This is a genomic window from Fictibacillus macauensis ZFHKF-1 (assembly GCF_000269865.1).
Taxonomy (GTDB): domain Bacteria; phylum Bacillota; class Bacilli; order Bacillales; family Fictibacillaceae; genus Fictibacillus_C; species Fictibacillus_C macauensis.
Map to the genome: position 1 here is coordinate 43,365 of NZ_AKKV01000031.1, position 15,158 is coordinate 58,522.

17 protein-coding genes are annotated in these 15,158 nt (G+C 39.4%); 7 read left to right on the plus strand and 10 right to left on the minus strand.

Annotation, left to right across the window (positions count from 1 at the left end; genetic code table 11):
- Positions 1-97: 97 nt before the first annotated feature.
- Together A374_RS14515 and A374_RS14520 are read left to right on the plus strand one after the other, a co-directional pair.
- Positions 98-1,129, plus strand: coding sequence for a LacI family DNA-binding transcriptional regulator (locus A374_RS14515; protein ID WP_007202986.1), 1,032 nt, complete (start codon positions 98-100; stop codon positions 1,127-1,129).
- Between the two features lie 109 nt (positions 1,130-1,238).
- Positions 1,239-2,915 (plus strand): glycoside hydrolase family 13 protein, encoded by a 1,677-nt coding sequence (locus A374_RS14520; protein WP_007202987.1) that lies wholly within the window; start codon positions 1,239-1,241, stop codon positions 2,913-2,915.
- Between the two features lie 46 nt (positions 2,916-2,961).
- Here A374_RS14520 and ligD read toward each other — a convergent pair whose 3' ends face one another.
- The 4 genes from ligD to A374_RS14535 all read right to left on the minus strand — a co-directional run bounded on the left by ligD (position 2,962) and on the right by A374_RS14535 (position 6,529).
- Positions 2,962-3,891, minus strand: a complete 930-nt coding sequence (gene ligD, locus A374_RS19590; protein WP_050979758.1) for a non-homologous end-joining DNA ligase — start codon at positions 3,889-3,891, stop codon at positions 2,962-2,964.
- Positions 3,855-4,766 carry an ATP-dependent DNA ligase gene (locus A374_RS19595; RefSeq protein ID WP_162098301.1) on the minus strand — a complete coding sequence of 304 codons (912 nt, stop codon included), beginning with the start codon at positions 4,764-4,766 and terminating at the stop codon, positions 3,855-3,857. The genes ligD and A374_RS19595 overlap by 37 nt, the downstream gene beginning before the upstream one ends.
- Positions 4,767-4,778: 12 nt before the next feature.
- Positions 4,779-5,606, minus strand: a complete 828-nt coding sequence (ku, locus tag A374_RS14530) for a non-homologous end joining protein Ku (protein WP_040340624.1) — start codon at positions 5,604-5,606, stop codon at positions 4,779-4,781.
- A 62-nt stretch (positions 5,607-5,668) separates the two neighbouring features.
- Positions 5,669-6,529, minus strand: coding sequence for an SDR family oxidoreductase (locus tag A374_RS14535; protein WP_007202989.1), 861 nt, complete (start codon positions 6,527-6,529; stop codon positions 5,669-5,671).
- Positions 6,530-6,720: 191 nt separating this feature from the next.
- On the opposite strand from A374_RS14535, the gene A374_RS14540 reads away from it, so the two are divergent.
- Together A374_RS14540 and hmpA are read left to right on the plus strand one after the other, a co-directional pair.
- Positions 6,721-7,869, plus strand: a complete 1,149-nt coding sequence (locus tag A374_RS14540) for a histidine kinase N-terminal domain-containing protein (protein ID WP_007202990.1) — start codon at positions 6,721-6,723, stop codon at positions 7,867-7,869.
- 78 nt (positions 7,870-7,947) lie between these two features.
- Positions 7,948-9,144 (plus strand): NO-inducible flavohemoprotein, encoded by a 1,197-nt coding sequence (gene hmpA / locus A374_RS14545; RefSeq protein WP_486599175.1) that lies wholly within the window; start codon positions 7,948-7,950, stop codon positions 9,142-9,144.
- Between the two features lie 45 nt (positions 9,145-9,189).
- Here hmpA and A374_RS14550 read toward each other — a convergent pair whose 3' ends face one another.
- On the minus strand, positions 9,190-10,056 hold the full coding sequence (locus tag A374_RS14550) for a DegV family protein (RefSeq protein ID WP_007202992.1): 867 nt from the start codon (positions 10,054-10,056) through the stop codon (positions 9,190-9,192).
- Positions 10,057-10,259: 203 nt separating this feature from the next.
- Here A374_RS14550 and A374_RS14555 point away from each other — a divergent pair, with 203 nt between their 5' ends.
- Entirely contained in the window at positions 10,260-11,111 is an 852-nt protein-coding gene (locus A374_RS14555; RefSeq protein ID WP_007202993.1) for a YitT family protein, read from the plus strand.
- A gap of 583 nt (positions 11,112-11,694) precedes the next feature.
- On the opposite strand, the gene A374_RS14565 is transcribed toward A374_RS14555, so the two are convergent.
- Both A374_RS14565 and A374_RS14570 read right to left on the minus strand, forming a co-directional pair.
- Positions 11,695-11,958 (minus strand): NifU N-terminal domain-containing protein, encoded by a 264-nt coding sequence (locus A374_RS14565; RefSeq protein ID WP_007202995.1) that lies wholly within the window; start codon positions 11,956-11,958, stop codon positions 11,695-11,697.
- 15 nt (positions 11,959-11,973) lie between these two features.
- Entirely contained in the window at positions 11,974-12,426 is a 453-nt protein-coding gene (locus A374_RS14570) for a GNAT family N-acetyltransferase (protein ID WP_007202996.1), read from the minus strand.
- 125 nt (positions 12,427-12,551) lie between these two features.
- Here A374_RS14570 and A374_RS14575 point away from each other — a divergent pair, with 125 nt between their 5' ends.
- Positions 12,552-13,139 carry a GDSL-type esterase/lipase family protein gene (locus A374_RS14575; RefSeq protein ID WP_007202997.1) on the plus strand — a complete coding sequence of 196 codons (588 nt, stop codon included), beginning with the start codon at positions 12,552-12,554 and terminating at the stop codon, positions 13,137-13,139.
- 48 nt (positions 13,140-13,187) lie between these two features.
- Here the strand turns inward: A374_RS14575 and A374_RS14580 are convergent, their stop codons facing one another.
- The 3 genes from A374_RS14580 to A374_RS14585 all read right to left on the minus strand — a co-directional run bounded on the left by A374_RS14580 (position 13,188) and on the right by A374_RS14585 (position 14,709).
- Entirely contained in the window at positions 13,188-13,652 is a 465-nt protein-coding gene (locus tag A374_RS14580) for a DUF3813 family protein (protein WP_007202998.1), read from the minus strand.
- A 2-nt stretch (positions 13,653-13,654) separates the two neighbouring features.
- On the minus strand, positions 13,655-13,798 hold the full coding sequence (locus A374_RS20680) for a hypothetical protein (protein WP_156793231.1): 144 nt from the start codon (positions 13,796-13,798) through the stop codon (positions 13,655-13,657).
- Between the two features lie 104 nt (positions 13,799-13,902).
- Entirely contained in the window at positions 13,903-14,709 is an 807-nt protein-coding gene (locus A374_RS14585) for a Cof-type HAD-IIB family hydrolase (RefSeq protein ID WP_007202999.1), read from the minus strand.
- Positions 14,710-14,843: 134 nt separating this feature from the next.
- On the opposite strand from A374_RS14585, the gene A374_RS14590 reads away from it, so the two are divergent.
- Positions 14,844-15,119, plus strand: a complete 276-nt coding sequence (locus tag A374_RS14590) for a hypothetical protein (RefSeq protein ID WP_007203000.1) — start codon at positions 14,844-14,846, stop codon at positions 15,117-15,119.
- Positions 15,120-15,158: the final 39 nt, after the last annotated feature.

The following is a 15,158-nucleotide window of genomic DNA, read 5'->3' on the forward strand; positions in this document are numbered from 1 at the left end:
TGCTATTTAATGTAAGCTGTTCAAGCGTTGTTGTCTTGATTACAATAAGAAGTAGGTAAATAGTGGAATGCACACGTGGAGAAAAGGAGAGGAAGGCATGACCGTAACCATTAAGGATGTGGCTAAACTTGCCAATGTAGCACCGTCTACCGTTTCGCGAGTGATTGCAAACAATCCTCGTATTTCTGAAATAACGAAACGTAAAGTACGTGAAGCCATGAGTGAGCTAGGTTATCATCCGAATTTTAATGCAAGAAGCTTAGCAAATCGCCAGTCTCATGCAATAGGACTCGTAATGCCAGCTTCGGCAGACAAAGCATTTCAAAATCCATTCTTTCCTGAAGTCATTAGAGGGATAAGTACAATTCTTCACGAAAAAGAATACGCCTTATATATGTCAACAGGACAGACTGAAGCAGAAACTTATGAAGCAGTCGTTCGAATGGTCCAAGGCGGGCGGGTAGATGGAATTATACTGTTATATTCCAGTGTAGATGATCAAGTAATGAATTACTTAATGGAAAAGAAATTTCCTTTTACACTGATCGGTAAGCCTCTTAAAAACGAAAATCTCATTACGCATATTGATAATGATAATTTTCGGGCTGCGAAAGAAATGACCGATTATCTTTTATCCTTAGGACATGAGAAAATCGGCTTTGTTGGGGGAAGTTCTGATTTAGTCGTAACAATCGATCGGTTGCTTGGCTATGAAAAATCTTTACGTATTCATCAGATTCCGTATCGCGAACCATACATTGTGCATGAAGAGTTTTTAAAAGAAGGTGGGCAAGAAGCCATTCGAAAGCTGATGGCTTTGGAAGAACCACCGACAGCTCTTCTTGTGATGGACGATTTAATGGCATTTGGGGTTTTAAGCACACTGAGTGAGATGCAAATTTCTGTTCCGGAAGATTTATCAGTATTAAGTTTTAATAATGTAATGCTTGCTGATTTTTCTACACCAGCTTTAACGTCGGTCGATATTAATATTTTTCAACTTGGCTATGAAGCGGGTGTTTGTTTATTAAAACTTATTCATGAACCAACGTTACCGCCTGCACGCATCACGGTTCCGTATCAATTAGTAAAGCGAAACTCTTGTATGGAGCTAGTTCATAAAAGATAAAAGAAACGCTATTTCGACTTCACCTTTTATAAGGTAGGAGTCGAGGTAGACGTTTCTGTGAAACGCAAGACAAACGTTTGCACAAAAAGAGAGATGGGGAGAACAACGCATGAATCAACAATGGTGGAAAGAAAGTATCGTGTATCAAATTTATCCGCGAAGTTACATGGATAGCAATGGAGACGGAATCGGTGATCTGCAAGGAATCATTTCCAAACTTGATTATTTAAAAGAACTCGGTATAGATGTGATATGGCTATCACCTGTTTATCAATCACCAAACGATGACAATGGCTACGATATTAGTGATTACAAAAAAATCATGGATGATTTTGGAACAATGGCCGATTGGGAAGCGTTGCTTAGCGAGTGTCATAAACGCGGCTTAAAGCTCATTATGGATTTGGTGATCAATCATACGTCAGATGAACATCCGTGGTTTATTGAATCTCGTTCGTCTAAGGACAATCCGTATCGCGATTACTATATTTGGCGCGAAGGGAAAGACGGTAAAGAACCGAATAATTGGGAGTCTATTTTTAACGGATCTGCATGGAAATATGATGAGCCTACAGGCGAGTATTATCTCCACTTGTTCTCGGCTAAGCAACCTGATTTAAACTGGGAAAATGAAGCGGTTCGAAAACAATTGTATGAAATTGTTCAATGGTGGATTGATAAAGGCATTGATGGGTTTCGCGTCGATGCAATTACGCATATTAAAAAAGAAAAAGGCTTAAAAGATTTACCAAATCCACAACAAAAACGCTATGTACCATCTTGGGATGGTCATCTTAATCGTCCGGGTATACAAACCTTTTTACAGGAAATGAAAGAAGCTGTATTTCTAAATGATGCCATTATGACGGTTGGTGAGACACCAGGCGTTTCTCCTGAAGGTGCTCGTGAGTATGTTGATGCGGTAGAAGGTAAATTTAATATGGTTTTTCAATTTGAACATATGGGACTCGATCAGACGGAAGAAAGCAAATGGGACTTGGCACCGTGGAAGCTACGTGATTTGAAAGAAGTATTAACGAAGTGGCAGAAAGGTCTTGAAGGCAGCGGATGGAACTCGTTGTATTTAGAAAATCATGATCAGCCTCGTTCCGTTTCGCGTTTTGGAGATGATGGTGTATATCATGTGAAATCAGCAAAAATGCTGGCAGCTTTTTATCAACTCATGCAAGGGACTCCGTATGTTTACCAAGGGCAAGAAATTGGGATGACCAACGTTCAATTTACGTCTATTGATGATTATCGCGACGTTGAAATCTTAAACTTATACCGTGAAGCACAATTGGATGGAAAATCAGTAGAAGAAATTATGACGTCTATTCATGCGAAAGGTCGTGACAATGCACGTACACCAATGCAGTGGGATGATTCAGCACATGGTGGGTTTACGACAGGAACGCCGTGGATGAAAGGCAATGCTAATTATCCAGAGATTAATGTAGCTGCACAGCTACAAGATCCAGAGTCCATTTTGCATTTCTATAAGAAGTTACATCAGTTGCGAAAAGAGCATGCGCTCATCGTTCATGGAACGTATGATTTGCTTTTGGAAAATGATGATCACATTTATGCGTACAGTCGAACGTGGAATGAGGAACAATTACTTGTTCTTTGTAACTTTACGGATCAAGAGGTATCTTTTGATTTGGAAGAATTACAACACATGAGAGAAGCCACGCTATTGCTTGCAAATGATGATGCACCCAAAACGTTAGATCAGACGCCTCTATCAGCGTATGAAGTTCGTGTCTACTATAAGAAAAAATAATGAAAGAACGCATGAGATCACCACCATATGATCTTATGCGTTCTTTTTATAATGAAAGGCCGTGTCCCTCATTTTGAAGCCATGCTAGCACAGGTGCAAACGGCTGCTGTTTTTTAGCTTCCAAAAAGGTAGCAAAAGGATCTCCCTTGTTCTTCAGCCGTTCTGTGATACTAGCAAGAGGGAAGTTTGTCGGTTTTAGTGATGAAGTGAGCTCATTCCAATATAAAGGAGTGGCAACGAGACCCTCTTCATTGCCACGGGTCGAATAGGGAGCAATGATTGTTTTGCCATAGGCATGCTGAATATAATCAATGTAGCATTTATTGCCACGATTTTTCTTTAATCGTTCAATCGTAAAGAACGTCGGTTGTTTTGACAGTAAATAGTGAGCAAGAAAAGTCGTAAAAAGGCGCGTGTCATCAAATGTAAAGGTTTGTTCGGGTAAAGGTATATATACTTGCATACCTTTATTCCCACTCGTCTTCACAAACGCAGAAAGCTGTAGTTTTTGACAGACTTCATATATGAGCAAAGCCGCTTCTACCGCCAATGAAAAATGTGCTGCATCTGGTGGATCTAAATCGATAACAATTTCAGATGGATGACAACTGCTACTAGTATGAAAAGGAATATGCATTTCAAGAACAAGTTGATTGCCGAGCCACAGTAACGTTTGTAATGTATTGCATACAATGTAACGCTTGTTGTCGTACAGAGCGGTTTGGATAAAGTCTGGCGCATAATCCGGACAATTTTTTTGAAAAAAACGTTCACCTTCAGTGCCATGTGGATATCGAATAGAAGTTAGCGGTCTATTTTTTAAAAAAGGTAGCATATAGGGCGCAACCGTTGTTAAGTATTGTAAGTAGTCTGCTTTAAAAAGCTGTTGTTTTGGCCACAACGGTTTTTCAAGTGACGAGATGTATAGCGTTACGCCATTTATTCGTAGCTCATGTTTTTGTTGATGCGTTCCCACGTACAGTCCTCCCATTTTACATCTAAACGAAATGAAACAAAACGAGGATGGCGTGTCTTGCCCTTATACAGCTCTAAGTATTGAAGCTCGACTACAAGAGAAGGTCGTACATAGATATACCGTGCATCTTCTTTTTGCTTATTGTTACGAATGACAGCAATTAGCGCTTCACGTTCTTCAGAGGATAATCCGTGTGAAAAAGGCCCAACATCCATCACTTCATGATTGTGGACTACACCACCATGGAAATAGCCATTTGTTTTATCATAGGCAATGATAAAAAAACAGCCATATTGAGGGTTTTTATATTTTAACCAATCGGTCGTTCGTTGTCCGGGATAATAGAAACTATGTGCAACTTTTGCGATTAATCCTTCGCCTTGTTCTTGTTCAATAGCACGAAATAATTGTGTTCCATCACGATAGACGGGAGCTACTGAAATGGTTTGCTGTTCATCTTTTATAGTGTCATATAAAAAAGATAACTTTGATTTGCGCTCTAGTAGAGGTGTTGTTACCAAGGAATGTCCGGACAAACAAAGACAATCGAAGCCAACATACGTAATGTGGTGATGTCGCTGGCTTCGGTTGTGTAAGTGTCCAAAGGACGCTTTAAGCGGAGATTGTAGAACACACATTTCTCCGTCAAGTAGTACGGGTAAGAGTGATGAGTCAATGGTGATGGCTGATAATGCCGTATAGAGTGAGGGAAAGGATGAGTTAAAGCTTTTTCCACGTCGGCTCCATAATTGCATACCATCCTCATCACAGTAGAGCATACACCGATAACCGTCATACTTTGGCTCGAATAGCCAATAATCTTCAGTAGGTAATTTAGTAGTTAATGTTGCAAGCATCGGTTTCAACCGCTTCATTTCAAACATCGTTTAGGCTTTGCGCTTTTTTGGTTTTGTTTTCTTTTGTGGTTGGACGGGTGGTTGCGTTGTTTCTTTTGATTGGTCGATACTTGCTTGTAGTGCCTCCATTAAATCAACCACATTCGTCTTTGGACGCTCACTAACGATCCTAACTTCTTTTCCGGCAACTTTGTTTTCAATTAATTGCAGAAGAGAGTCACGATACGAATCATGATACTTTTGGGGTTCAAAAGTAGTTGTAAGCTGTTCAATAAGTTGAATCGCCATTTTTAATTCTTTATCATTCACCTCGGTAAGCTCATCTAGACCTGGTACATGGTTTGCATTTCGAACTTCATCAGGATAGTAAATCGTTTCCATGACGAGCCCTTTTTCGTATACGCGCACTACCGCCAAGCTTTCTTTTGAGCGTATTGTAATTTTAGCTAGACCGATTTTTCCGCTTTGATCCATCGCCTCTTTTAATAAGGAAAAAGGCTTTGAGCCATTTTCTCCTGGACCAATAAAATAGGAGCGATTGTAGTAAATAGGATCAATTTCAGCAAGCGAGATGAAGTCGAGTATTTCGATTGCTTTATTGCTTTTACTGCTCAGTTGATCCAGTTCATCTTTTTCAATGAGTACAAACTTACCGGGCTCATATTCATATCCTTTAACAATCTCATCTTGGCTCACGTTTTCTTCACATACTGGACATATTTTTTCGTACTTTATTGGTGAATGGCATTTTGTGTGTAAATACCGCATTTTCACATCTTTATCTTCTGTTGCCGCAAATAGTTTAATGGGGATGGACACAAGTCCGAAGCTAATCGTCCCTTTCCACATCGTATGCACAGGCATCACACCCTTTACCTTAGATTGGTTATTAGTGTGTAACACATAAGTGATTTTATCCACTAACCATTAATGATTGATCCACCATTCACATGAATGGTTTGACCTGTCACGTAGGAAGAATCATTGCAAGCTAAATAAACAAAAGCAGCTGCAAGTTCATCAGGTTGACCTGGTCGCCCCATTTCAGTATCTAATCCAAATTGATCTACTTCATCCGCAGTAAAAGTTGAAGGAATTAAAGGCGTCCAAATGGGTCCAGGTGCAACTGAGTTCACGCGAATACCGTCTTTTACGAGAGAGAGAGCGAGGGAACGAGTAAAGGAAACGATGGCTCCCTTTGATGCTGAATAATCTAACAGACGCGCATTTCCTTTATAGGCTGTAATAGAAGACGTGTTAATAATCGCACTGCCTTTTTTTAAATAGGGTAAGGCGGCTTTCGTTAAATAAAACATTGAAAATACATTCGTTTGAAACGTCTTTTGTAATTGCGAAGCTGAGATGTCTTCTAAAGTATCTTTTGGATGCTGCTCGGCAGCATTGTTAACGAGGATATGTAAGGAATGAAAAGTAGCAATGGTTTCGGCAACGACCGCTTGGCAAAACGTTTCATCACCAAGATCACCATGGATGAGATGACAGTGCCCACCTAACTCTTCAATGATTTTTTGTGTTGCCTTGGCGTCTGTATGTTCATTTAAATAAACAATGACCACATGACAGCCTTCCTTGGCAAAGGCAATGCTCGTTGCTTTTCCAATACCACTATCACCGCCTGTTATAATGGCTACTTTATGATTTAGTTTGCCACTTCCTTGATACGATGTACCCTTCGATAAGGGAGCTGGCTGCATAGCAGCTTCCATTCCAGGCTGATGGTCTTGTGTTTGTGGGGGTGGATTAAATGATTCTTTTTTCATCGATACAATCTCCTTTCCTTTTGTTCGTAGTCTGCCACATATCGGTTGCAATCAAACGTAGGGTGCGTTATAAATAAGACTTCAAAACAATCCAGCACAGTTATCCAGAAATTTTTAAAAAAGACACTTATTGTTTCTCGTCCTAAAGTATTGCATAATAACAATAAGAAAATGAGAGAGGCAGTGGTTTCATGATGGATGTTGAGACACTGTCAGGTGAACAAGTAAAGCGGGTGCTTCATTATTTTATTCAAGAGCAAGACGCGATCGTTAGCGACTGGATGAAACATGCTCATATAAAAAAAGAAGATCCTTTTTATGAAGAGGTATTGAAAAATGGTTATCGGACATTAGAATTAATGAATCAATTTTTTGAAACTTCCGATACCTCTCCCATACAAAACCTGACAAAGAAAATTGCACCAGAACGTATTCAAGCCAAAACCGATATTAGTGATTTTGTATACAATATTACGATTGGTCGCCAACTCGTTATAGAAAAAGCACTTTCCCTAGAATTGCAAAACGAAGAACAAAAATGGGTATTGCTTCGTCTTAATCAATATTTTGATCAACTTCTTTTTTTTGCAATTAAAGAGTTTTCTGGTTTGAAAGAATCAATTATAGAAACGAAGAACCAATTTATTCAAGAAATGCATAGCGATCGCCTCACTATTTTAGGGCAAATTGCAGCAAGCTTTGCTCACGAATTTCGAAACCCGTTAACATCTATAAAAGGCTTTATTTATCTTCTTGAAAATGAAATGGGCGCAAATGAAAAGGCGCGTGATTATTTAGGCATTATGACGGAAGAAATGGAGAATCTTCAAGATAAAATTAGTCAGTTTTTATTGCTATCAAAAATGAAAGGGCTAGATGACTATATTTCAGTGTTTGATCTTGAAGCTAGTTTGAGTGAAATGATTCACTTTTTATATCCACGGTTTCTAGAAGCGAAGATTACCCTTAATACGGATATCCAACCAGATCTTTTGATCGAGGGAGACAAAGCTCAAATAAAGCAAGTCATCTTAAATATCTTAAATAATGCGGTAGAGGAACTATGTGACATTTCAACAGAGCGGCTTATTTCTGTTCTTGCTTATGAGCAAGGTGGCGCTGTTTTCTTAGACATTACGAATAATGGTTCACCTATTCCTGCGCATTTACTAGAAAATATATTTGAACCATTTATTACGACTAAAAAGCTAGGCACAGGTATTGGTTTATCTGTATGTCGCCAAATAGTTGAAAAGCATAATGGACGCATTTCGGTTACTTCTCATCGCAATGCAACAACGTTTACGATTGAACTACCAAAAGCAAATAGCAGTGATTGACACAAGTCGTTCATAAAAACCGTTCAGTAAGCGCTCCTTTCAAAGAAGGACTGTTTTATACTAAAGAAAAATGTGCTTATGTTAGGAGCGATGTTCATGCTTACACAAGAAACGATGAAGGTGATTAAAGCAACAGCACCTGTTCTTCAGGAACATGGTGTGGCGATTACGACTGTTTTTTATGAAGAACTATTTCGGGAACATCCAGAGCTGAGAAATGTATTTAACCAAAGCAATCAAGCACAAGGAAGACAGCAAGTAGCGTTAGCGCAAATTTTGTATCAAGCAGCTCTTCATATTGAGCAATTAGAGACACTCTTACCAGCTGTTAGACAGGTTGGTGAAAAACACCGCAGTTTAGGTGTAGTACCTGAACATTATCCGATTGTAGGCAAGCACTTACTCTTGGCTATGAAGGCGGTATTAAAAGAAGCAGCAACCGATGAGATTCTTGAAGCATGGGAAACTGCCTATGAGGTGATTGCGTCACTCTTTATCGAACAAGAACAGCATTCTGCCGAAAAAGCAGTGATGAAACGGGGTGGTTGGGGTGGATTTCGCTCGTTTACCATTTTCAAAAAGGTTACTGAAAGTAAAGATATGGTTTCTTTGTATGTACAACCTACTGATCAGCAGGAACTTTCGTCATTTGAACCAGGACAATATGTTACGTTACACGTACAAATTCCAGGGGAGCCTTACATACACATGCGTCAATATAGCTTAACAAATCGCCCTGATAACAGCTATTATCGCATCACCGTTCGAAAAGAAGGTGTTGTGTCGCGCTATTTACATCAATGTGCGATTGGAACGAGTATACAACTAAGTGCGCCAGCTGGTCATTTCGTTAGAAGTGATGCATCAAAGCCTTGTGTGTTGATTGGATCACGTTCAGGTATTACGCCACTTTTTAGCATGCTACTAGAAGCTACTGCATTAAAAGAGCAACCCGTAACCTTCCTATATGCAACAGAAAATGAGCAGTATCATCCCTTTAAAGAGGACATTGCTTCGTTAACGAAAATTTATCCTCATATTCATGCACATACCATATACCGCGCGTCGCAAGCGGAAGGGGAACATCATTCTGGTTATATAGATCATACCTTATGGCAACAGTTAGCTCTTCCTTCTGATGCTCACTATTATGTGTGTGGTGGCGAAGTATTTATTGATGCAATCATGACGTTGTTACGCAATGAAGGGATACAAGAAGAACGTATTTTTAGTGAAACATTTGGTCAGGTTGGCCAGTTACATCCAGTACAATAATTAAAAAAAGCAAGCGGAACGGAAAAATCCGTCCACTTGCTTTTTTTAGTTTGTCTGATAAGGTTGCTTTAAGAAAAACATAGCGATGGTTCCAGGACCGGCGTGAGCACCGATTGCACAGCCAATCATAGAAATCATCACGTCTTGACAGCCTGTTTCCTTCATAATCATCTCTTTAAGTGTTTGTGCAGCTTCAAGATCATCGGCATGGCTTATACCAATAAGCTGTTGATCAAGAACTTGTCCGCGCTCTTTCATGAGCTCAATCATGCGAGCGTACACTTTTTTCTTTCCACGAATCTTTTCAAGCGGAAACAGTTTCCCATCTTCCATATGAAGAACTGGCTTTATTTTTAACAAACTTCCCATGAACGCGGCGGCTTTACTCACGCGACCTCCGCGCAGTAAATATTCAAGGTCATCAACGGTAAAAATATGTTCTGTATGACTTGTGTAATAGCGAGCCGCTTCAACCACTTCCTCATAAGAATGACCGTTTTGCGCAAACAAAGCGGTATGATAGACAGCAAGTCCGAAGCCTAAAGAGGCACACTGTGAATCAATGATTGAAATTTCGGCATTAGGGTATGTTTCTAATACCTCCTGTGCAAGTAATACAGCCGTTTGATATGTACCACTTAATCCAGATGATAATGTTATGTAGATGCAAGGCGTATTATTTTTTGCGCATGTTTCAAGAGCCTCTTTGATCATAGTTGGAGGTGCTTGAGCTGTTTTGGGTGCCGCTCCATTTCGCATTTCGTCATATAACGCTTTCGGTTCGATGCTTTCGCCATCGTATTTTTCTTCGTTGTTAATGGTAACGACAAGAGGAAGAACGTGTATGTTCAGTTGCTCAACATATTGCTTCGGTAAATCACAGCCACTGTCGGTAATAATTTGTACGGTCATGAATGGTCACCTGCACTTTAAGTAAGATTATAACTAAGTGTATACTTTCACAGTACAAAATGGCAATACTCTTACTCCTTTTTCATAGGAAACAACGTGAGTGAAACACTACAAATGCAAAAGTTTTTTGAAATAACTATTGACTCTCTATTGTAATTTTGGTAAAAAAGATTGTTAGAAGCTATGCTGAAAGGATATGACGTATGAATTATACACCTATGCAAGAGGCGAAAAAGTTTATTGCAATTATTGTTGGTGCTGCTTTAAATGCGGCAGCACTAAATTTATTTTTAATACCAGCTAAAGTTTATGCAAGCGGATTTACTGGGGTTGCTCAATTGTTAGCAAGCTTGCTTGCTCATACAGCAGTACCTGTTTCAACAGGAATACTATTATTTTTGTTAAACGTCCCGGTTGCCATTATTGGTTGGCTAAAAGTTGGTAAATCATTTACGATTTATAGCTTCTTTTGTGTGTTTATGATGACATTTTTTCTAGAAGTTATTCCTGTTACAGAAATTTCGCATGACATTTTACTAAATGCTGTTTTTGGTGGTGTCATAGCAGCAGTTGGTGTTGGAATTACATTAAAGTATGGCGCATCAACGGGTGGACTTGATATTATTGCAATGATTTTATCTCGTAAGCATAATCGTCCGATTGGAACGTATTTTCTTATTTTGAACGGCTTAATCATTTTTGCTGCCGGCGTTTTATTTGGATGGGAAAAGGCGCTTTATACACTTGTAGCTTTATATGTGACAACGCGTGTAATTGATTCCATTCATACAAGACATGAGAAGTTAACGGCAATGATCGTTACGAAAAAAGGAAAAGAGTTAAAAGAAGTCATTCATGGCAATCTCGTTCGTGGGATTACCATCGTTCCAGCTAAGGGGGCATTTTCTAATGAAGAAAAAGAAATGCTAATCATGGTAATCACGCGGTATGAACTATACGATTTAGAGAATATGATTAAAGAAGTCGATCCAGAAGCCTTTACTAATATTGTGAACACGACAGGCATTTTTGGCTTTTTTAGAAAAGACGATTAGGCGTTTAGCTTCATCCAGCTAGTAACAAAAATAGTCCGAGATATAAACAGCCCTAACTCATTAAAAATGGCTTCATCACCGGTTTTGGTGATAAGGCCATTTTTTTTATGTTGGTTCGTTAGTTGCCTTGCGTATATAAGCAGCCATCGAATGTAGCGTTCAAGAATCGAGAAAAGCGTGAAGAGCCCCGACCAAGTCTATTCGCGCGCAGACCTTGTCCGTTCGTGCGCAGGAGGCTCCGATTCGCGCGCAGACCTTGTCCGTTCGCGCGCAGGAGGCTTCGATTCGCGCGCAGACCCGGTCCGTTCGCGCGCAGAAGCCTCCGATTCGCGCGCAGACCGGACAAATCACCCCGAACAACGTATGTAAGGGATGAAAAAGAGAGAAAAGTAAGAGCTAATTTCGTAAATGTGCTCAAAAATAAGAAAAAATAGCGTAAAAGCTCTTCAATAATCATGAAAAAAGTGAACGCGCCGACCAAGTCCATTTGCGCCCAGAAGCCCCCGCATGCGCCCACAATACAGAGGTGTCCTTTTTGTGCAAAAAAACCGAACGATGTATCATCGCTCGGCCATTCGATAACTTATAATTGATGAAGAATTTCTTGAATGTGTGGAACGATATCATCCCAATTGCTATCAGAGAACTTATTGACTGTAATAAAGTCTTGAAAGCCAAAAATAGATTCTACACCGTCAACTGCTAATAAAGATTTAGCAAGTTCAGACATTGAATCAAGATCGTCGCCTGCTTTCGCAGAAAGTCGTCCTTCTAAAAACGCCTCACTACCATCAAATTTAATGGCGTTTGGGTTTGGAGTAGGTTGAAGATTAAAAATAAGTGCCATGTATTTCACCTCCCATTATAAATTAAAGCGATATCGCTGTGATACAATATCGTGAAAATCCAGTGAATTGTATAAGTATTTCGTCACGGAGTTATTTACACCTGTTTCTAACTCAATACTCACCATACCTTCTCGCTCAGCATGGTGAATGAGATGAAGTAAGATTTTACGCGCTATGCCTTGATTTCGTTCTTCTTCCTGTACATAAAGATCGTTAAGCCATAAATACCGTCCACCAAGCTGAAGTTGAACACCAATATTATAAAAGGCAGCTCCCACTATATCGCCATCTTGTTCGGCAACAATAATACCAGCTGCAGTATCCTCGCTTAGTGCATATGTAATGCCTTGAAGCAGTTGTACAAAGCGATCTTCATTTGTAGTGTGCGTTCTTTGTTGAGCAAATAATGTAGCTATTTTCGTAATAAGTTCTTGTCCAGCGTGAGCTGGTACATCATAGACGACCATGAAATATCCTCCATGCTGATTATAATATCTTTATTATAGCAAAAATTTCTCAGTTCGACTGTGAGGAAATGAAAATTGTGTACGAAGATTATACTATAACGTTTTTTATGGCAAGGAGGAAGGGCATGAACACAGTAGTCTGCTTTGGTGATGGTATAACTGCACACGAAACGAGTGAAGATGGTTCCTTGCGACTAACTTCTCGTGTACGATATGCTCTTGATGATTGGAGTGTTATAAATGCAGGTGTATCTAGAGAAACGACGAGGGTTGCTTTAACGCGTTTCCAAGAAGATGTGCTTAGACATGAACCAGATCTTGTTACCATCTTATTTGGTGCTAATGACGCGTGCCAACAAAGCTTAATTGAACGAGAAGAGTATCGTAATAATTTAGAATATATGATTGAAAAACTAGGTGGTCATAAAGTACTTCTCCTATCTCCATCACCTGTTATTGAAAAATTACAATATACGCGTTGTAACGACCTGCTAAAAGAGTATGCCGATGTCGTTCAACAGTTAGCGCTTCAATATAATACACATTTTATTGATTTGTGGGGAGAAATGAAAAAAAGAAAATACGAAAAATTGCTTATTGAGGATGGTCTTCATTTAAATCGTAGAGGCTATAAGCTAGTAGCGGAGCTTGTCATTCATACAATGAGTAAATTACCTGTGCAAAAACACACCCGTTCATTGCACCAATTATAAAAAAACGGCCGATTTTCATACATTCGGCCGTTTTTTTCATATAGTTAATTACTTTAAGTCTGAATCTTTTAGCTCTTTTTGAAGATCGGCTAGCTGCTGACGGTCTTCATCAGAGGCATTTTCCATAGCGGACGACAGCAAAGTTTGTGCATCGTTTGAAATCGGCGCTTGTGAGGAGAACGTCGCTCCATATTGAGAAGAAGGTTGTAACTCATGAGACTCGTTATTCATGTTGTTATTTATGGCAGAAGAAGAGTGATGCGCTGTTAACTCTTCTTGGAGATCGGCAAACTGTTGACGTTCAGCACCAGAAGAATTTGCCATTGCGGAAGAAAATAAGTTTTGGGCAACACTTGCATCAATGTCTGAGTGTTGTTGTGGCGCGTGTGTTTGTTGCGTTTGAGACGTTATATGTTGTTCCTGATGTGTAGACGTTGACTGGTGTTCATGATGATCCTGACCTAATAAGTGAGAGACCGCTTCTTTTGCGCGCTGAAAAAGGCTATTTCCCATTCTTAGTTTCCTCCGATTGTTATGTTTTTTTGTTGCTCTTGAGCGTTGTGTTTCAACTTTTGTTGAAAAACTTTTTCTGGATCTTGAAGCATGTCTTTTTCGGGAACTTGTGTATGCAATTGCTCAGAACGATTCTGTTGGATCATAAGAAAACCTCCTTAAAAGACAGTACTGTTATTTTTAGTTTTTCTTCTTTTTTTATGTACAGTGATCGGTGGTAATACAGAAAAAAACGACCGTTAGAGGTCGTTTACAGGGAGAGTATTTCTTTTAAGTAAAGTGCAATGCCGTCTTCTTCATTCGTCTTCGTAACAGTATTGGCAATGTTTTTTAAAGGTGCAATGGCATTTCCCATGGCTACACCATGACCTGCAAATTCAATCATTTCTAAATCATTATCTTCGTCACCAAAGGCAATGACGCGCTCTTGAGGGATATTGTAGTAATCCGTAATGTGGCGAAGTCCGATGGCTTTATTTAGCCCAGATTTAATCACCTCAACAATATTCCAAGGAGTTCCCCATGACCGTTGATCAATGACTTCTGCATGTTCTTTTTGCAACTGCTCACGAAGTTCTTTTTCATGTTCATCATAAGGATGAATGAGGATTGACGTAGGATGATCTTGAAGAACGTGCCTTAAATCTCCTGTATGAGCCGGATTTTCTCCCATTATAAATGTATTTACAATGACTTCATCGTGATGGCGTAAATAAACATCATCTAATACTTCAGCCATAATGTTTTTTACGGAAAATTCTTCAGCAGTTTGGATAACTTTTTTGGCATGATGAAGTTCCATCGGTGAATGATACACGCCAAATGACGCATCCTTTGGGTGATGAACGAAGGCACCGTTAAAGTTTACAATGGGTGTTTGTAAATCAAGTTCTTTATAGTACATAGCGCTAGCTCTATACGGACGTCCGGTAGAAATACAAACGATATGACCGTTTTCTTGAGCTTTTTTTATGATTTGTTTCGTGAACGTTGAAATGGTTTTATCATCACGCAGTAAGGTTCCGTCTAAGTCAAGTGCAATTAAATGTGGTTTCATTGCTTGTTTCCTGCCCTTTTTTAGTATTTCCTAAAGTGTACTGCTTTCTCAGGTGACTGTCCAATATAAGGAAGTTTTAGACTCTGAATACAAGGGTAATCCTACATACATACACAAAACAAGGAGGACTTTCCATGAAAAAGAAATATTTGCTACTCTCAGGTATTGCCCTATCGACAGCAGGTGTCACATCTTATGTGTTGCGAAATGAACATCAACGTACGAAAGCAAAGCAACTAGTTCTGGATGGCAAAGAAAAAGTAATGGCCTTGTTATCGAAAGAAGGAAAAAATGATTTTCCTATTCATCAAGCCGGTCAACCAGAACCAGAAGACATTCGCAGCAATGAGATGCTTTCAGAAGGAAGCGTGTATCCGGTCGATTATTATAATGCGCAACAACAAAAATAAAGGAGAGGAGCCCGTTAAGTACGGGTTCTTTTTTTTGAA

Excerpts from the sequence above, each read along its gene's own strand:
- hmpA (WP_486599175.1), top strand. The coding sequence starts at position 7,948 with ATGTTAGGAGCGATGTTCATGCTTACACAAGAAACGATGAAGGTGATT.
- A374_RS19595 (WP_162098301.1), bottom strand. The coding sequence starts at position 4,766 with ATGAAGCGGTTGAAACCGATGCTTGCAACATTAACTACTAAATTACCT.
- A374_RS14585 (WP_007202999.1), bottom strand. The coding sequence starts at position 14,709 with ATGAAACCACATTTAATTGCACTTGACTTAGACGGAACCTTACTGCGT.
- A374_RS14550 (WP_007202992.1), bottom strand. The coding sequence starts at position 10,056 with ATGACCGTACAAATTATTACCGACAGTGGCTGTGATTTACCGAAGCAA.
- A374_RS14515 (WP_007202986.1), top strand. The coding sequence starts at position 98 with ATGACCGTAACCATTAAGGATGTGGCTAAACTTGCCAATGTAGCACCG.
- A374_RS14540 (WP_007202990.1), top strand. The coding sequence starts at position 6,721 with ATGATGGATGTTGAGACACTGTCAGGTGAACAAGTAAAGCGGGTGCTT.
- A374_RS14565 (WP_007202995.1), bottom strand. The coding sequence starts at position 11,958 with ATGGCACTTATTTTTAATCTTCAACCTACTCCAAACCCAAACGCCATT.
- A374_RS14580 (WP_007202998.1), bottom strand. The coding sequence starts at position 13,652 with ATGGGAAATAGCCTTTTTCAGCGCGCAAAAGAAGCGGTCTCTCACTTA.
- A374_RS14575 (WP_007202997.1), top strand. The coding sequence starts at position 12,552 with ATGAACACAGTAGTCTGCTTTGGTGATGGTATAACTGCACACGAAACG.
- A374_RS14520 (WP_007202987.1), top strand. The coding sequence starts at position 1,239 with ATGAATCAACAATGGTGGAAAGAAAGTATCGTGTATCAAATTTATCCG.
- A374_RS20680 (WP_156793231.1), bottom strand. The coding sequence starts at position 13,798 with ATGATCCAACAGAATCGTTCTGAGCAATTGCATACACAAGTTCCCGAA.
- A374_RS14535 (WP_007202989.1), bottom strand. The coding sequence starts at position 6,529 with ATGAAAAAAGAATCATTTAATCCACCCCCACAAACACAAGACCATCAG.
- A374_RS14590 (WP_007203000.1), top strand. The coding sequence starts at position 14,844 with ATGAAAAAGAAATATTTGCTACTCTCAGGTATTGCCCTATCGACAGCA.
- A374_RS14555 (WP_007202993.1), top strand. The coding sequence starts at position 10,260 with ATGAATTATACACCTATGCAAGAGGCGAAAAAGTTTATTGCAATTATT.
- A374_RS14570 (WP_007202996.1), bottom strand. The coding sequence starts at position 12,426 with ATGGTCGTCTATGATGTACCAGCTCACGCTGGACAAGAACTTATTACG.